This window comes from Gordonia sp. IITR100, assembly GCF_002009645.1.
GTDB lineage: Bacteria > Actinomycetota > Actinomycetes > Mycobacteriales > Mycobacteriaceae > Gordonia > Gordonia hongkongensis.
On record NZ_MVKV01000014.1, the window covers coordinates 1 to 16,687 of the forward strand.

Consider the following 16,687-nt stretch of genomic DNA (forward strand, 5'->3'; position numbering starts at 1 on the left):
ACACCAGCACCAACCATCAAAAGGCGACACCGACAACCGATCGGCGAAACCCTACCCACCCGTGAAAGATTCAGGCTCAGGGAGCGGTGGTTGGCCGCGCCCTCCGCAAGCTCCGGGCGCTCCTCAGGGAGCGGTGGTTGGCCGCGCCGTCCGCAAGCTCCGGGCGCTCCCTGAGCTGAGGAGCGGGGGGCAGGTCGTTCTTCCGGATCAGGACGCAGCCCGGGCCACGATGAGCGGCACGAGTTGCTCGGCGGTGGTCCAGGCGCCGTGGTGGCCGAGCATCATCGACTCCATCGTCTCGCGCTTGCTTCGGGTGAGGGTGGTGGCGCCGCGGGCCACCGCGACGACGTCGCCGATGCGTTGTGCCACAGCGTCACTGACGATCGGTCCGAACCACTCTTCGTCGATGGTCTGCTCGCGCGAGACCACGTGCGCGGCGGCGCCGAGATACGACGCCCAACCGCTCAGCACGTCGTCGGCCGATCCCGGTGTGGCATAGACGTGCCGGACCCGCGCCTCGCCGGCCACCGCGTCGACGCCGTCGAGCAGGGCGGGGGCGGTGTCGATGTCGATCGCCCGGTCGGCGGTGATCATCCCGTGGTCACCGGTGACGAGAAGTGTTGTGTCATCGCCCAGTTCGGAGGCGAGGCCAGCGACCAGCCGCTCGACGATGCGCAGCTTCTCCAGCCACTCCGCCGACCCCGGGCCGTGGATGTGGCCCGCCATGTCGAGCTCGCTGTAGTAGGCGTACACGAAACGTCGATGCCGACTCCGACGCCGCAGGGTGGTCAGCACGGCGTCGCGGATGCCGTCGGGCGTCACGGCGGGCACGAACTGCCCCGACGCGCGGAAGGCAGCCATCGTCAGGCCGGTTCCGCGGAACTCGCCGGGCATCACGTAGGTCACCCGGACACCCTCTGCGGCAAGCTCTTCGAGACTCCCACGCTCGGTGCGGACGAGTGCCGGGGGATAGGTCATCAACGCCGACGGTCCGGAGGCGTCGTCGAGCGTCCAGCGCAGCGAGTTGAGCACTCGTCGTGACCCGCGGGTCCGGCATTCGTCACCCGGGCGGAAGCTGTACCCGATGATCCCGTGCACTCCGCACGACGTGCCGCCCGTCAGGCTCAGGATGCTGGTCGCGGTGGTCGCCGGAAACCCGGCCCGCAGCGTGGTCGAGGTCAGTTCCTTGAGCGTCGGGGCATGTTCGGCGTAGTCGTCCAGCAGGGTCGCGCCCAGGCCGTCGATGAGCAGCAGAACCACCGAGTCGCTCGGCGGGACAACGGGTCCCGCACCATCGGACGCGATCCCGAGTGCACCCGCCACCGCCGGCAACACGTCGGCGAGCGTGTGCGGATAGCCGTGCCAGTCTGCCGGGGCCAGCTCCAGCGGACCCGCCATTTCCGTCACCGCGCCCCCGAACCGGCCGGTCCGAACACATAGTGTCCCGACCGCAGGAACCGGACCGACCGACGCGCTTCTCCCTCGACGAGCAACGGCGACAACGCATCTCGCAGCGCGATCCGCCACCGGGCGGCGTCGAGCGGCGCGCTGACCCGCATCGACTCGACGTCACGCGGAACCTCGACAACGGCGCCGGCATCCGGTGTGATGCGCTCGTGGTGCGCGACGGGATGGGATGGTTGTTCGACGTCGATGACCGACACGGCGCCACCGGCGAGCGCCTCGTCCACCGACTGGACCGCTCCCTCCGACCTCGGCGACCCGTCCGGCACCGACGGCGCGGCGGACTTGAGGTCCCACGCCACCAGCACCCGGTCGGAGTCGGCATCGCCGCCCAGCTCGTCACCGAGTTCGCCGTAGAAATCCTCGTAGTAGTGCACGGGCGTCGCGCCCAGCTTGGTGAGGTTGAAGTAGGCGTTCCGGGCGACCAGGGGATCGAAGGTCCAGGTGATCGTCGACAGTCCGCGCTCCAACGCCCAGCGACGCTGGTGCATCTTCAGCGCATAACCCACCTGATGGCCGCGGCCGCGGCGGGTGACCCCGGTGATGTGGCTGTGTAGGGTCTCGCCGACCGGTGCGCCGAAGAACGCCACGCTCCCGCCCGCGAGGTGGTCGCCGATGAAGGCGCCGGCCACATAATTGCCGGCGTGACTGAGCGCCCGCAGCATGTCGGTCCCCACGGGCCGGTTCGTCGGATCGGGCCGCCACACGTCGTCGAAGATCCGCAGGAGGTCCTCGAGCTCGTCGGGCGACGACAGTTCACGAACCTCCACACCGAGGGTTGTATCCGACATGGGGTCGATTCTGTCATCGCCCGGCGACACCGTGGTCGGGGTTCGACCAGCCCGATCTAAGATGAGCCCCATGTCCCGCACCGCCCGACCGTCCGACGCGTTCGCGCGCGTCGCTGCGGCCGGTGTGGTTCCCGCGGTCGCGGTCGCCGCGCACGGTGCGGCGAGTGGGGCGATGCCGAGTTCGTCGGGCATGCTGCTGAGCGCCGCGATCGGCGTGGTCGCAGCGATGCTGCTCGCGCCGCGCCGGGGACGGCTCACGACGGCGACGGCGTCGACCACGCTGGTCCTGTCCGCTGCCCAGGCGGCGAGTCACTGGGCTCTCGCGCTCGACGCCGGGCACGCCGCCCACAACACCTCGACGCTGCCGATGCTCCTCACCCACCTGGTGGCGATCCCGCTCAGCGCGGTCGGAATCGTCGCCGGTGCCCACCTCCTGGCGTCGATCGGCTCGGTGATCCGATCGCTGGTGCCGCCGGTCGCCCTCGCGGCACATCCGGCCGCTCCGGTGTTCTGGACGCCGCCTTGTGTTCCGGCCGCACCCGCGTTGTGCGGCACCGGCGTTCGCGGACCGCCCGACGCCTCCTGACGCCGCCCGGGCCCCAGACCAGAACGGTGTGGGGTTGATGCACGCGTCCACGAGGACCGGTCCCGACACCATCGAAAGACACAATCCATGAAGCTCAATTCCCCGCGGGCCACGATCGCCCGCCGCATCACCGCGCCCGCCGCCGCCGTCGCCCTCGTCGGCCTCGCCTCCTTCGCGGGTGCGGGTGCCGCGTCGGCCCACGTCACCGCCAACGCCCCGACGGTCACCCAGGGCGGGTACGGCGTCGTCACCTTCGTCGTCCCCAACGAGTCCGACGCCGCCGCCACGACCGCGCTGCGGGTGACGCTCCCCGGCCTGACCTCGGCCCGTCCCGAGGTGATGCCCGGCTGGAAGTCCGTCGTCACCAAGAAGGACGACAAGGTCACCGAGATCACCTGGACCGCCGATCCGGGATCGCCGGGGGTGCCGGTCGGACAGTTCGGCCAGTTCCGGTTCTCCGGCGGACCGTTCCCCGAGCAGGAGACCGTCGAACTCCCCGCGCTGCAGACCTACGCCGACGGTGAGACCGCCGACTGGAGTCAGCCGACCCCCGACGACGGCACCGAGCCGGAGCTGCCCGCACCGACGCTGACCCTGCCGCCGGCCACGGGCGACGGACATCACGGCGGCTCGCACGCCGCCTCGACGACTGGCACCGCCGACGCATCGGACACCTCCGAGTCGTCGGCATCGTCTGAGGACTCCGCCGCGCGCTGGCTCGGCGGGATCGGCCTGGTGGTCGGCACTCTCGGCGCGGTCATCGGCGTCGCGGCGCTGACAGCCCTGCGTCGCAATGGTCGTGGCGGCGGCGATGCCTGACCGTCGCGCGCCGGTTCGACGCGTCGTCCTGGTCTTCGCGACTCTGCTGTGTCTCGGGCTCGTCGGAACGTGGGCGGCGGCCCCGGCGTCGGCGCACTCGCGGCTGGTGTCCTCCGACCCCGCCGAGGGGGCGACGCTGCAGTCCGGTCCGCAGACGGTGACGCTGACCTTCAACGAGCCGATCCAGTCGTCCTATGCGGTGCTCAACGTCGTCGGGCCCGACGACCACTACTGGCAGAACGGCGACCCGACGGTCGATGGCCCCAACCTGCGTGTCGGGGTGCGCGAACTCGGCCCGGCCGGTGAGTACGTCGTCAACTACCGGGTGACCTCGGCCGATGGGCACGTCATCAGCGGACAGCGCACGTTCGAGCTCGCGGTCGCCGGCAACGGTGAACCCGGTCCGGCGATCGAAGCGGTCGATGCGTCATCCGACGAGGGAATCCCGGTGTGGTGGTTCATCGCCGGCGCCGCGGTCGTCCTGATCGCCGGACTCGGCGTGGTGTTCTGGCTCAGCCGGCGACCCTCGACGCGGCGCTGACACCTGATGACCGTCCGCAACGGGTTGATCCTCGCGATGACCCTGGCCGGCGGTCTCGTGGTGAGCTGGTTGCTCGCCCGTCCCGACGGTCCGGATCTGGTCGCCGTGCCCACGACCCTCGCGCTCGGTGTCTCCGTGACGCTGCTCGGTCTGGGGGCGCTCCCGACGGTCGACGCCGAGCCCTCGACCCGGGTGATCGGCCTGCTGGCCGGGGTGTGGGTGTTGGCCGTGCTGGTCAGCGCCTGGGTGCGGACGGCCGATCGGGCGGGTGTCGAGGTGCTCGACGTCAAGGCCGGCGACTTCGGCGACGTGCTGTTCTCGGGTGCGCCCGAGATGGTGGCGCTGGTGGCCGGGGTCCTGATCCTCGCGTGGGTGGTGCTGGACCTGCTGACGGGGATCGAGATCCCCGTGCTCGTGGTCGGAGCGCTCGCGGCGATCGGGGTGCTGGCCACCTCGATCGCCGGGCACGCCGGCAACGACTCGTGGGGGCCGTTCCTCATCGGTGCCCACGCGCTGGCCGCGGCCTGGTGGTGTGGACTGCTCGCGGCGATGCTGCTCTCGGTGCGCGGCCGGTCGGGGTGGGCGCGCAGTCTGCCGGTCTTCTCCGGTCGCGCGCCCTGGGCCGTCGGGGTCCTCACGGTGACCGGCCTGATCTCCGGCCTGATCGAGGTCGACGGTCCGGCGAACCTGGTGAGCAGCGGTTACGGCCGAATCCTGCTCGCCAAGGCCGCAGTCCTCGCGATCCTCGTGGGTCTCGCCGTCTGGCACCGCCGGCGGTGGCTACCGGCCGTGAAGCGGCATCGCAGCAGCGAGCCCGCCTCCGTGCGCGCGGCTGTCGTCGAACTGGCGATCATGGCCGTGGCGCTGGGCCTCGCGGCCGGGCTGTCGGCGACCGCGCCGCTCTGAGCTGGAGCGTCTCCCTCGGCTCCCTTTCCGCTGGTCGAGAGGGCGACCTTTCCCGCTGGTCGAGAAGGTGACCTTTCCCGCTGGTTGAGCCGGCTCCGAGCGTAGCGAGGCGCCGTGTCGAAGCCACTTGTCCGGTTCACGACGTCGGTCGCCGGGGTGGCCTCGACGGGCGCGGCGGCCTCGCTTCGCTCGTTCGACGCTGCTCGACCAGCGGGGAGCGGGGGGCGGGCGGCCGTCGCTGCTCGACCTCACTCGCCCATCGGCGGCCGCGATTGGTCCCACAGCGCGAGGAGTTCGTCGATGATGTCGGTCGCCATGTGCAGGGTGCTGAGGTGACTCTCGCCGGGCATCTCGAACAGCTTCGCGTCGGGGAGTAGCGACACCATGTGCTCGCCGTGGGCGTACGGGATGATGTGGTCGGCGTCGCCGTGCCACCAGCGCACGGGCACCGTGACGTCTCCGACACGGAAGCCCCAGTCCCGCGCGAAGACGACGACGTCGGCGAATGGCGCGTTCATGCGTCGGCTTCCGCCGTGGAGCAGGTCGTCGAGGAACATGGCCCGGAACTCGGGGCGTGCCAACAGTTCTCGGTCCGCCTGCGGGGACAGTCGACCGTAGATGGAGATCGCTGGTTCGGCGATCGGCCGGGCGAAGCCGAGGGCGACGCTCAGCACCTGGCCGATCGGCGCGCCGGCCACGCTGACGAGCGGTGCGAGCAGCGTGCCGAGTCGCATGGCCCCGCCCTCGATGCGGTCGGGTCCGACCGTCGGCGCGACACCGCCGAGGATGCCCGCCGCCGTCACCCGGTCGGGCATGGCGTGGGCGACCCCGAGTGCGTACGGCCCGCCGCCCGACAGCCCGATGATCGCGAAGTCGTCGATGCCCAGGGCTTCGAGGACCTCGGCGAGGTCCGGTGCGAAGGCCGCGACGTTGTCGTACCGATGCGGGCTCGACGACCCCACGCCCGGCCGATCGAGTCCGATGAGGCGGATTCCGCGTTCGAGCGCGTACGCACGAGCTTCGACGGGGATCTGGCGCCGCGCGCCGGGGGTGCCGTGTAACCAGACGATGGCCCGTCCGGTGGCCGATCCGTACTCGGCGAATCCGATCCGACGATCACCGTCGGCGACGGCGATCGACCCCTCGATTTTCGGACGGGCGATGTCGATCATGTGATCAGCATCTCACGTACCGTTGGTGGCGTGATCCCCGAGTTCGTTCACGGCACCGCGCGCGCCATCCGCCACGTGTTCACCCCGTACCCGGCTCGGGACATCCCGGAGGGCCGGATGGTCGACCTCCCGGGGCGCGGGCGGGCATTCGTCACCGACTCGGGGCCGCGCGATGCGCCCGCCGTCTTCCTCCTGCATTCGGTGCTCACCACCGGGTTGCTCTGCTGGTACCCGACGATCCCGGCGATCAACGACCGCTATCGCGTCATCACTTTGGACGCGCGCTGGCACGGCCGCGGCATCGAGTCCGACACCTTCGACCTCCGTGACTGCGCCGACGACGTCGTCGCCCTCGCCGACGTCCTGGGTATCGACCGGTTCACGGTCGCCGGGTTCTCGATGGGCGGTGGCATCGCCCAGCTGGTGTGGCGACGCCATCCGGGACGCGTCGCCGGTCTGGTGCTCTGTTCGACCGGCCCGTACTTCAGCACCCACGATCCCCGGCACCGCGCGTCGTCGGAACGCATGGGACGCATCCTCCGCCCCGTCTACCGCATCCTGCCGCGGGTGTCCGAGAAGAGTCTGAACAAGACGACCTCACACACCTCGATCTGGGCCCTTCGACAGTTCTTCTCGACGCCGCTGTCGCACCTCGGTGACTTCGGAAACGGGCTGGGGGAGTTCGACTCTCGCGACTGGCTCCACGAGGTCGACGTCCCGACCGCCGTCGTCGTCTCCATCCGCGACCGGGTCGTCGAGCCCGAACGGCAGCAGCTGCTGATCGACGGCATTCCCGGCGCACAGCGTTTCGAGGTCGACGGCGGGCACGCCTGCTGCGTCCTCGGCGCGCGCTACTTCATCCCACCGTTTGCCGAGGCACTCGACGCCGTGGTGCCTCGGGATCGGTCGTCAGTCGCGGCGCACTGACAGAGCCGCCGTTCACACTGTGGAGTTGTCAAGGGACGGATGCGGTCCCGGGCGATGGCCGGGTGCGGAAGGTGTACGCGAAAGTGTGTGTCGGACGGCCGGTCAGGCGGCGTCGTCGAGTCGCATGGTGCGTCGGTTGTGGGCGGGTCGGGGTCGACGGTGTGGATCTATCGAGGTGGGCGGCACGAGCCAGGGGTGTCGGTCGAAGCCCATGACGATGTCCCAGCCGTGGTGGTGGACTTGGGTGTGGCAGCGCTGGCACAGTAGGCAGCCGTTGTCGAGGTCGGTGGGTCCACCGTCGGCCCACGACTTGATGTGATGCACCTGTGTATGGGACGGCGGTGCACCGCATTTGATGCAGCAGGCGTCGCGGACGATGATCGCTTTGCGTAGGTGTGCCGGATACAACCGGTGGGTGTGACCCATCTGCAGCGGTACGCCCTCACCGTTGAGAACGATCTCGGTCAGCGAGGCGTCGCACGACACCTGTTTCGCGGTCGCTTGGCTGACCGATCCGGTCCACGGCAGCGACGCCGGATCGACGCCGGTAGCGGGGATGGTCAGCATCAGCTGAGTGCGTGGGGAACCGACGGTGTCGAGGGTGGCGCCGATCGCGGCTTGGTCGAGGATCAGTTCGAAGGCGTCGGCGCGGCGTTGCTCGGCGTTGCGCCGGTCCTCGGCGCCGTCGGGTTCGGGTCGTGGGCAGGACCGTTCGTCGATCATCGCCAGGAACTTCTCGCCGACGATCTGGGTGAGGTCGGCGCGGATTTCGACGCGGCCGTCGTCGGTGGTGTGGGCGTTCACCGAGTTCAGAGATGGGTCGTCGGCTGCGGGAACACCGGTGTCGGAGGCGTCGGCGAGAGCGTTGGCGATCGCGCGGGCGTGTTTGAGGACCTGTGTCGGGGTCGCGCCGGACAACGCTTGTGCGATGAGTTCGCTTTCGTATTGGGGGCGGTCACCGTCGGAAAGCGGCTCACCACAACGCTTGTCGATCTCGTTCATCCCGCGGACGACGGCGTCGACGACCTCGCCGGTCAGCCGCCCGTCGGCGGCGTGACGGGTCAGGGCTGGAAGCGCGGGCAGGGCGTCGACGCTGCGCATGGTGCGAAGAGCAGCGGCCGGTGCATGTCCTGACTCGATCAGCAACTTCTTGGTGGTGCTGCCGGCTTTCTGAGCGACGCCGAGTTCGTCGAGTTGTGCTGCGTGGGTGACGATCTGGTGGTCGACGGTGTTGCGGATCAAGCGCAGCGTCTCGAGCGCGTCGAATGTTGATCGGCCCGTGGGGTCGTCGGCGGGTGGGGTGGTCTCGATGAGCTGATCGAGAAGAGTGGCGAGCTCTGGCATGACTCCAAGGTACAGGAACATTCGTTCGATTTCGAGGAGTTTCCACAAGCCGGGAACCGCGAATTCATCGACTGTGCAGCGTTTTTCGTCGACAACGTGGTAACTGTTGTCAGTAATTGACTCCAGTCACACCCGTTTCGAGTTCGCGCCCAGAATTGGTGATTCGCGCCATGACCACGAGCCCCACGGGCGGTCAGGTAGCGGCCTTCGTGATGCAGACGAACGCCCACTCGGTGCTCGTCATCCCCACAGGGATCGGCGGTGGCCGGCAGGTCGAAGTTCGGCGACACCTGCGCGAGTGGCGCGTAGACCTCCTTGCGCTCAGCGGGTCCGCCGTAGCCCGCCACGCCGATCGGCCTGCGGTCGGTGGTGTAGGCGGCGCCGTGCCGTGCCGGGCCCCGCCAGTTGTCCTCGTTGTCGGCGATGCCGCCTGCCACGCCGACCGCGCCGACGGGTCCTCAGGTTCGACGGGTGCAACGGCCAGGCCGCCGCCCGAGGGTCGTCCCTCGCGAGGTTGACGAGCGGTCCGACGAGTCGGCTGACGCACCCGTGCCAAATCGGTGGGCCCAATAGCGGAGGGCGCAGCCGATGACGGTGGATGCGCCGACCGATCACTGTCACCGACGTGGATGGCCGAGGTCTGCTGGTCCGGTCGCGAGGACGCAGAGCGCCAACACCGCCGTTGTCAAAAGACCAGAAGTCGACGCAGTAGCACCACGTGACGTCGACGTGGTCTCGCGAATGGACTCACGACGATCCCGCCGCGACTGCTGACTGACAAGGAATACTTGTCGATGACGTTTCGCGGTGGCCCTACCGCCCAAACGTCTCGACATTGTTGCCGAACCACATGGAACGTTTGTGAATAGCTGCAGCACAGCGTCTTTAGCGTTGCGACATGGTCAGGTGACCCACTTTCTCAGGTGTGACATCAACTACAAATTCGTGCCGTAAGTCGCGTGACTTCCGCCCACATCGCGGCTAAGCCGGCGGCCCAGGGCGACGCTGTCTGTCTGCCAAACTATCTCTGCTGCAACATAATACGGAACACAGCTCAACCCCGCGTCGAGCCCGAAGCCAGCACCGCCACGGCCGCGGCTCGCAAAATTCGTGTAGTCGATGCGCTCCATCAACTTTCTTTTTAGCGTTACTCTCATTCCAGTTCGCGATTCGGTCGCCAGGGGAGGCCCGCAGGGTTGGCACCGGAGCCGCGTCTGGCGTTGGAGCCCACTGCTCAGGCGCCGTCCTGGGGAGGATCTCGATGACTGTTCTCGATTCAGTCGTGCCCGCGTCGCCGCCATCTGCGGACGTCGACGCCGACGCGGCTTCGGCGCCGGCACAAGGCGCGGCTCGTCGCACATGGCGAGCGACGCTGACCGCGCCGCGCGAGATGTCGATGGGCGCCCGGTACGCGTCGACGATCGGCGCGGGCATGCTCGCGTTCGCGCCGGCCATCGCCGCCGAGTTCGACGCGCTCCGCCAGGGGTCGCCGACGGCATACCTGCTGTTCGTGCCCCTGTGGTGTCTGATGATCGCCTTCGGGCTCGACGTCTCGTCGCGGGGCCGTGAGATCGGTGACGGCGAGTTCGACCGCATCCTGGTCGTCGTCGTGGGCGGCGCGCTCGGACTGACCGCGGCCCTGGTCATCCCGCGGATTCCGGCCGTCGCGGCGTTCTGGCACGCCGATCTGATCCCGCTCCTCATCTGGGTGTTCGCGGCGTCGATCGTGGTCTTCGGGATCCGACGCGTCGTCCGCGACTACCTCATCTGGCTGTTCCTGCTGACCTGCTTCCCGCCGAACTACCTGCTCATGGGGCAGGTGCTCGGCGGCACGACCGTCGCCTTCGGCGCGTTGTCCGTGGCGATTGCCCTCGTCGTGACGTACATGTCGCTGCGTCGGCACCCGCGGGTCGCCCTCGCCACCGCGGCGCTGTCCGGCGTCGGCGGCGCGGTGCTGGTCGCGGTACTCCACGACATCCCGGTCCTGGCCTACACGATTCCCGCCGGTGCGGTGACCGCGATCGCGATCGTCGTACGACTCCGGTTCGGGAGAACGGGCTCGGCACGCGCCGGCCTGCCCAAGCAGTCCATCGCCACCCTGGCGTCGGCCTGGTTGGTGGCACTGGTGATCCTGGCGGTCACCCCGTTTGCGCCGGAATCGCCGAAACCCGTTGTGTCACCGCCCATCGGCGAGGAGTGGCTCGAACAGTTGCGGACGCTGGGTATCGGGATCACCGAGCCCGAGGTGTTCGACTGGGGTCCGCGGGTCATGGGGTCCGACGGTGACGTGCGCCGGTACCGGGTCACGACGGGCCAGACCGGTCCGGAGGACAGGCCGCTGTCCACCGCCTATCTCGACGTGTTCTCCACCGCGGATCTGGGCCGATTCTCCAGTTACCGCCGTGGTCTCTGGTACGAGACGGTGCCGCCGGCGACGATCCACTCGACTCCCGCCTCTTCGGACGGCCGACACACCCGGCTCGGCAGCATCGCCAACACCCTGGAGTCGGTCCGCACCTCGGATCAAACACTGTGGACCGGTCGATTCTGGGGTTGGCGAGTCCCCACGCCAGCCGGTGAGCGCTTTATCGCCGTCTACCTGATGGCCGCGCGTGATCAGCCGGGATCGTCGAACGTCGCGGAGCCGAAGCCGCCCAGCTATGCCACCACCGTCGCCGAACCCATCAGTTGGCTCATCCGCGGTGGCGACGACACCCCGGACCCCGTCGACGACTCCGACCTCGATGTCGCGCTGACCGATCTCGCGTGGTCGATGATCGACGCCGTCGAACGACCAGCTCGGTGACCATCCCCGACGCGGGACCGGTCACCGACGCGCGGCATGTCTCCACCCTGTCGGCACGACATCCTTTGAGCCGCAGGCAGCGTCTCGGCCTCGTCGTGCTCGCGATCGTGACCGCGGCAGCGTTCCTCCTGACCTGGCGGGTCTCACTCGCGGTCATCCTGAGCATCTGCGCTCTGTACTTCCTGGTCTCGAGCGTCGACAAGTTCGTGCTCGTCACCCGCGGCATGTCCGGCAGGGGAGTGCTGAGGGTGTCCGACGACGACGCACGCGCGATTCCCGACGCCGACCTGCCGGTCTACACCGTGCTGTTGCCGGTCTACGGAGAACCCGAGATCGTCGCCAACCTCGTCGCCGGTGTCGGCAAGATCGACTATCCCGCAGACAAACTCGACATCTTGCTGGTCCTGGAAGAAGACGACAACGAGACCCGGGCGGCTGTCGAGCATGCCGAACTGGACGGGATCACCCCGGTGCTGGTCCCGCCGAGCGAGCCGCGGACCAAACCCAAAGCGTGCAACGTCGCCATGAGCCTGCCGTCGGAACGCAGCGACATCGTCACCATCTACGACGCTGAAGACATCCCGGATCCGCTGCAATTGCGCAGGGCGGCAGCAGTCTTCGCCGCAAGTCCGCCCGAGGTCGGTTCGGTGCAGGCGCGGCTCGGTTACTACAACGAGCGCGAGAATCTCCTGACCCGGTGGTTCGCCATCGAGTACGACCAGTGGTTCTCCTACATGCTCCCCGCACTGAGTGCGTCGAAGTGTGTGATCCCGCTCGGCGGGACGTCGAACCACATCCGCACCGACGTACTGCGAGAGGTCGGCGGATGGGATGCTTACAACGTCACCGAGGACGCCGACCTCGGAATCCGGCTGGCGCGCTACGGGTATCGCACGGTCGTCCTGGACTCGCTCACCGGCGAAGAGGCGAACGCCGACGTCGTGAACTGGGTGCGGCAGCGCTCTCGTTGGTACAAGGGCTATCTCCAGACCTTTCTGGTGCACACCCGCCACCCGGTCGACATGGTCCGCGAACTCGGACTCGTTCCGGCACTTCGTATCTCGAACCTGACCGCAGGAATGCCGATCGCCAACACCCTCAACCTGCTGTTCTGGGCGCTGCTGCTGGTGTGGTTCGCCGGGAAGCCCGGCTTCATGCACTCCCTGTTCCCCGGGCCCATCTACTACCTGTGCGTCCTGATGTTCACCGTCGGGAACCTGGCCACCATCATGCTGGGCGTCGTGTCGACGCGGACGCTCGGCAAACCCCATCTACTCGGTGCCGCGCTCCTTGTGCCCGGTTACTGGTTCCTTCAGTCCATGGCTGCGATCAAGAGCATGGCGCAGCTCATCTACAAGCCCTCCTACTGGGAGAAGACCGTGCACGGACTCTCGGCCATGCCCGGTGCGTCCCGACCGCCGAAAGGTCCTGAGAATGTCTAGCAACAGTTTTGTCCGCCTGCGACGCCTCCTGGGAGCGGTCCTGGTGGCGCTGATCGTCGGCATGGGAGCCGTGGCGCCGGCCGCTGCAGCCCCGGGCGATGGAACGACGACGCTCAATTGGCGACAACTGGGCATGGGCACTTCGGTGACCATCGACGGCGCCGACGTCCCGGTCGGCGTGAGCATCCCGGTGCCGCAGGGGATGTCACCGACCACGGTGACCGGTGTGGTGGCGTCGGCGACGAACGTGACCGACGCCTTCATCCAGGTCGCCCGCACCGACGGCACGATCATCGGTACCGTCGTCGTACCGGGGTTCGGTCCGCGGCAGCTCAGCACCGCGTTTTCCGTTCCGCTGACCGCAGTGCCCGTGGGCGACAACGGCCGTGCGGATCTGCGACTGACGCTGCGCAACGGGACCGACGATTCGGTGTGCGGACCGGTGCCGGAGGTCGCGCTGACCAGCCTGAACGTCGCCTTCCGGGGCGCCGCGACGGTGCCTTCCACCATTCAGGATGTGTTCGGGACCGTGGTCAACCGGGTAACCGTGTACACCCCGGTGGACCCGAGTGCCGCGGCCGCGCAGACCACGCTCGGCGTCGTCGCCGCCATCGCGAATCACTATCGTCCGCAACGTGTTGCGATCGACGTGGTGGAGTCGGCCGATGCCCGGTTGCCGCGTGCAGCCAGTCCGCTGGACCGGGTGGTCGTCATCCGCGAGGAGGGTGGGGCGGGGAGTGTCCGGCTGGAACGTGCGGGACTTCCCGGGGCCGCATTGGTGATCAGCGGCGACCAGGACTCCCTGCCCGATCAGGTGGCCCTGTTCCGCGACGGGCTGACCGATCTGGCGCAGACGCCCTCCGCCGCAGTTGAATCGGTGGGCGACCGGGATGTGCAGGGTTCGGACTCGGTGACCTTCGGGGAGTTCTCCGATCGGTTGTCGGTGGAGGCTCTCGGGACCGCGTCACTGATACCGGGTTTCGACCCCACCATTCTCGCGCTCGGCCGGCCCGGCGCGGTCGACGTCGCGCTGAAGGCGCGCTACACCCCGGTCCGCGACAACGAACGCGCGAACGTCATGGCCGTCACCGGCGGCGAGATCCTGCACACGAGTGCGCTGAACGCATCTGGCGCCCTGGACACGAAGTTCACCATTCCCGCCGCGCAGGTGGCGGCGAACGAACCGCTCGAGTTCCGGGTCTCCTACGAGCCGGCCCCGGGTGCCTGTTCGCCTCGCAGCGTGCCGCTGACGTTCCAGATCGACCCGTCGTCGACCGCGTCGTCGAGCACGACTCCCGTTCGGATGGGCGGTTTCTCGTCGGTGCCACTCGGGTGGCAGCCGACCGTCCAGGTCGCGCTCGACAACACCAACCCGGCGCAACTCGACGCCGCCGCCGCACTGCTCGCGTCGGTGCAGCGCAGTTCGGCCACCGCACTGTCGCCGGTGCTGGTGCCGCTGGATCAGGCGATCGCCAGCAATACCGGCGCACTCGTGGTGGCCGATGCGGCGAACGCCCGCCCGCTGAATCCGCCGATCAACACCGAGGATTCGTCCACGCTCGTCGACCTGGCCGCGCAGATCAGGCTGGCGATCCCGGACGGGCTGGGCACCATCCAGGCGTTCTCGCAGAACTCGCGCACGGTGGTGTTGGTGAGCACCTCGGGGTCGTGGGATCTGGTCGACCCGCTGTTCGCGTATCTCGATGATCAGCAGGGAGATCTGGCGAACCTCCGCGGTGACGTCCTGGTGGCCGGCCGCGCGGGTCAGCCCGAGCTGATGACCGTGCGGGCCGACGGTCCGCAGGCCGAGGTCGATCAGGTCGGCACCAGTTGGGTGGTGTGGCTGGGTGTCAGCGCCGCCGTCGTCGCAATCGCAGTCCTCGTTTCGGTGGCGATCATGTTGTATCGCAGACGCTTCGGCGGCTCGGGCGATCCCGCTGACGGCTCGACTACATGACCGTCGAGCTTCACGACGACGCCTCGGCACCGGCGGCCGGTGTGCAGCCGCCGGTGAGTGAGGGCCGTCGACGGCTCACCGCGACGCAGTGGTGGGGTATGTCGCTGTTCACCGGTCTGGTCGCCGGGTATCTGGCGGTCGGTGCGTACCTGTATTTCGCTGTCGGATACATCAATCCCGACGCGAGCAGTCGCGTGGGCAACGCCGGGTTCACCATCTGGAGCCGGGACCCGCATCTGGGCGCGATCGGCTTCGTGTGGAATCCGTTGCCGAGTCTGATCGAGATCCCGCTCGTCGAACTGTCGTCGCACTGGCCCCTGAACCAGTGGCCGGAGCTGCGTCGCGTCGGATTCGCCGGTGCGGTCATGAGCGCCGTGTTCATGGCCGGTGCCGGGTGGCAGGTTCGGCGCATCGCCCTCGACTACGGTGCCGGCCGTCTGCTGCGTTGGATCGCGGTCGCGGCGTTCGCGCTGAACCCGATGATCATCCTGTACGCGGGGATGGGGATGAGCGAGGCGCCGTTCCTGTTCTTCCTGCTGTGGACATGCCGTCGAATCCTGCTGTGGGTGAATCGATCACGTGTGTTCGACCTGGTCATCGCCGGCGTCGCCCTGGGTTTGGCGTATCTGACACGCTACGAGGCGCTACCCGCGGCCGCGGGTGTGGCGGTCGGGGTGTTCGTGGTGTCGACCCGACGGCACCGTCCCGAAGGAGTCTCCGGACGGGTGGGGTGGCGGGCCGGAGCCCCCTTCGGTGTGCACGACGCGACCATCGTGGCCATGCCCACGGCGTTCGCGTTCGTGGTGTGGGCGGGCCTCGGCTGGCTCCTCGACGGGAATGCGTTCTCCCAGTTCTCCTCGCAGTACGGCAACTCGGCGCAGGTGGCGGCGGCGGGGATCGTCTCGGCCGAGGACGTCGGAGCAGGGCCGCTGGCGGAGGTGATCGTCGCGAACCTGCTCGGCATGCAACCGCTGCTGTTCGCGGTGCTGCCGGTCGTGGCCTGGATCGCGGTGCGGCTGCGCAGGGTCGATGCCGCGGTGCCGGCAGTGGTGTTCGGTTCGGTTCTGCTGTTTCAGATGTCCGCGGTGATCCTCGGCTCGACCTTCGGCTGGTTCCGCTTCTACCTGGCGTCGACGCCGCTGATCGTCGTCGCGGTCCTCGTCGCGTGTGGCCCCGCCCACCGTCTGCTCCCCGACGCCAGGCAACCTCTGCTCCCTGAGGTGCGAGGAGCGTTAGCGACGAGCCACGAAGGGTCCGCTGACCTACACGCTGCGCCCACCCGCCGCTCCTTGAGCAGCGACCGGAGCTTGCGGAGGTCGCCCACCCGCCGCTCCTTGAGCAGCGACCGGAGCTTGCGGAGGTCGTGTGTCGAAAGGACCACCCTCACCACACTCATGGCGCTGGTCCTGGCGACCTCGTTACCGGTGACGGCGTCGTCGATGCTCAACCCGGCGCTGGGCAAGGAGGAGTACGGACTGCGCTCGGCGTTCTGGCCTGACCGTCACCCGCCGTCGGAATTCTGGTTCTACTGGTTCGGCGAGATGTCGGGCAACGTCGCCGACTGGCTGGACAGTCAGAATCTGCCGGAGGGCTCCGTTCTCGTCGACACCTTCGGGGTCTCGCGCGTCTGGCTGGAGTCCGAGCGCCCCGAACAGTTCGTCGTGCGCAGCGACTTCGACTTCTTCGCGAAGCTGAACGCACCCGCCGAGCAGGGCGTGCAGTACATCCTCACGCAGCGGCCGACCGGCCTCGGCTCGCTCGACGCCATCAACGTTCGCTATCCAACACTTTGGGACGACGGCGCCGGCATCGCGACGGTCGCCATGACGGTGACGACGCCGACTGGCAAACCGCAGTTCCGGATCTATCGGATCAAGGGTTCGACGCCTGCACGTTGAGTCGCGCTCGCTGTTCGGCGGCCTTCTGGTGAGT

13 protein-coding genes are annotated in these 16,687 nt (G+C 68.5%); 9 read left to right on the forward strand and 4 right to left on the reverse strand.

Going from position 1 to position 16,687, the window contains the following annotated elements:
* Positions 1-207 precede the first annotated feature (207 nt).
* Entirely contained in the window at positions 208-1,398 is a 1,191-nt protein-coding gene (locus tag B1818_RS17425; protein ID WP_078113466.1) for an alkaline phosphatase family protein, read from the reverse strand.
* 5 nt (positions 1,399-1,403) lie between these two features.
* Positions 1,404-2,255 carry a GNAT family N-acetyltransferase gene (locus B1818_RS17430; protein WP_078113467.1) on the reverse strand — a complete coding sequence of 284 codons (852 nt, stop codon included), beginning with the start codon at positions 2,253-2,255 and terminating at the stop codon, positions 1,404-1,406.
* Positions 2,256-2,325: 70 nt separating this feature from the next.
* Here B1818_RS17430 and B1818_RS17435 point away from each other — a divergent pair, with 70 nt between their 5' ends.
* The 4 genes from B1818_RS17435 to B1818_RS17450 all read left to right on the forward strand — a co-directional run bounded on the left by B1818_RS17435 (position 2,326) and on the right by B1818_RS17450 (position 5,107).
* The gene (locus B1818_RS17435; RefSeq protein WP_078113468.1) at positions 2,326-2,841 is read left to right on the forward strand and encodes a YtxH domain-containing protein; all 516 of its coding nucleotides are present in this window, start codon (positions 2,326-2,328) and stop codon (positions 2,839-2,841) included.
* Positions 2,842-2,928: 87 nt separating this feature from the next.
* The gene (locus tag B1818_RS17440; RefSeq protein WP_078113469.1) at positions 2,929-3,660 is read left to right on the forward strand and encodes a YcnI family protein; all 732 of its coding nucleotides are present in this window, start codon (positions 2,929-2,931) and stop codon (positions 3,658-3,660) included.
* Positions 3,653-4,201, forward strand: coding sequence for a copper resistance CopC family protein (locus tag B1818_RS17445; RefSeq protein ID WP_078113547.1), 549 nt, complete (start codon positions 3,653-3,655; stop codon positions 4,199-4,201). Before B1818_RS17440 ends, B1818_RS17445 begins: the two co-directional genes overlap by 8 nt.
* A 6-nt stretch (positions 4,202-4,207) precedes the next feature.
* Positions 4,208-5,107, forward strand: coding sequence for a copper resistance D family protein (locus B1818_RS17450; protein WP_078113470.1), 900 nt, complete (start codon positions 4,208-4,210; stop codon positions 5,105-5,107).
* 248 nt (positions 5,108-5,355) lie between these two features.
* Here the strand turns inward: B1818_RS17450 and B1818_RS17455 are convergent, their stop codons facing one another.
* Positions 5,356-6,279 (reverse strand): alpha/beta fold hydrolase, encoded by a 924-nt coding sequence (locus B1818_RS17455; RefSeq protein ID WP_068971172.1) that lies wholly within the window; start codon positions 6,277-6,279, stop codon positions 5,356-5,358.
* Positions 6,280-6,309: 30 nt separating this feature from the next.
* Between B1818_RS17455 and B1818_RS17460 the strand changes: the two genes are divergently transcribed.
* Positions 6,310-7,206 carry an alpha/beta fold hydrolase gene (locus B1818_RS17460; RefSeq protein ID WP_176455951.1) on the forward strand — a complete coding sequence of 299 codons (897 nt, stop codon included), beginning with the start codon at positions 6,310-6,312 and terminating at the stop codon, positions 7,204-7,206.
* Between the two features lie 102 nt (positions 7,207-7,308).
* On the opposite strand, the gene B1818_RS17465 is transcribed toward B1818_RS17460, so the two are convergent.
* Complete coding sequence (locus B1818_RS17465; protein ID WP_078113472.1) at positions 7,309-8,571, reverse strand: HNH endonuclease signature motif containing protein; 1,263 nt, start codon at positions 8,569-8,571, stop codon at positions 7,309-7,311.
* Between the two features lie 1,240 nt (positions 8,572-9,811).
* On the opposite strand from B1818_RS17465, the gene B1818_RS17470 reads away from it, so the two are divergent.
* Genes B1818_RS17470 through B1818_RS17485 form a run of 4 tightly spaced genes read left to right on the forward strand, consistent with a single transcriptional unit; the run spans position 9,812 to position 16,653 of the window.
* Positions 9,812-11,356 carry a hypothetical protein gene (locus B1818_RS17470; RefSeq protein ID WP_078113473.1) on the forward strand — a complete coding sequence of 515 codons (1,545 nt, stop codon included), beginning with the start codon at positions 9,812-9,814 and terminating at the stop codon, positions 11,354-11,356.
* Positions 11,353-12,798: a glycosyltransferase family 2 protein gene (locus B1818_RS17475; RefSeq protein ID WP_078113474.1), complete on the forward strand. Its 1,446-nt coding sequence runs from the start codon at positions 11,353-11,355 to the stop codon at positions 12,796-12,798. The genes B1818_RS17470 and B1818_RS17475 overlap by 4 nt, the downstream gene beginning before the upstream one ends.
* A complete protein-coding gene (locus B1818_RS17480; protein WP_078113475.1) occupies positions 12,791-14,755 on the forward strand; it encodes a hypothetical protein in 1,965 nt (654 codons plus the stop codon). Before B1818_RS17475 ends, B1818_RS17480 begins: the two co-directional genes overlap by 8 nt.
* Positions 14,752-16,653 carry a glycosyltransferase family 39 protein gene (locus B1818_RS17485; protein ID WP_078113476.1) on the forward strand — a complete coding sequence of 634 codons (1,902 nt, stop codon included), beginning with the start codon at positions 14,752-14,754 and terminating at the stop codon, positions 16,651-16,653. The genes B1818_RS17480 and B1818_RS17485 overlap by 4 nt, the downstream gene beginning before the upstream one ends.
* The last annotated feature ends 34 nt before the right edge of the window (positions 16,654-16,687 follow it).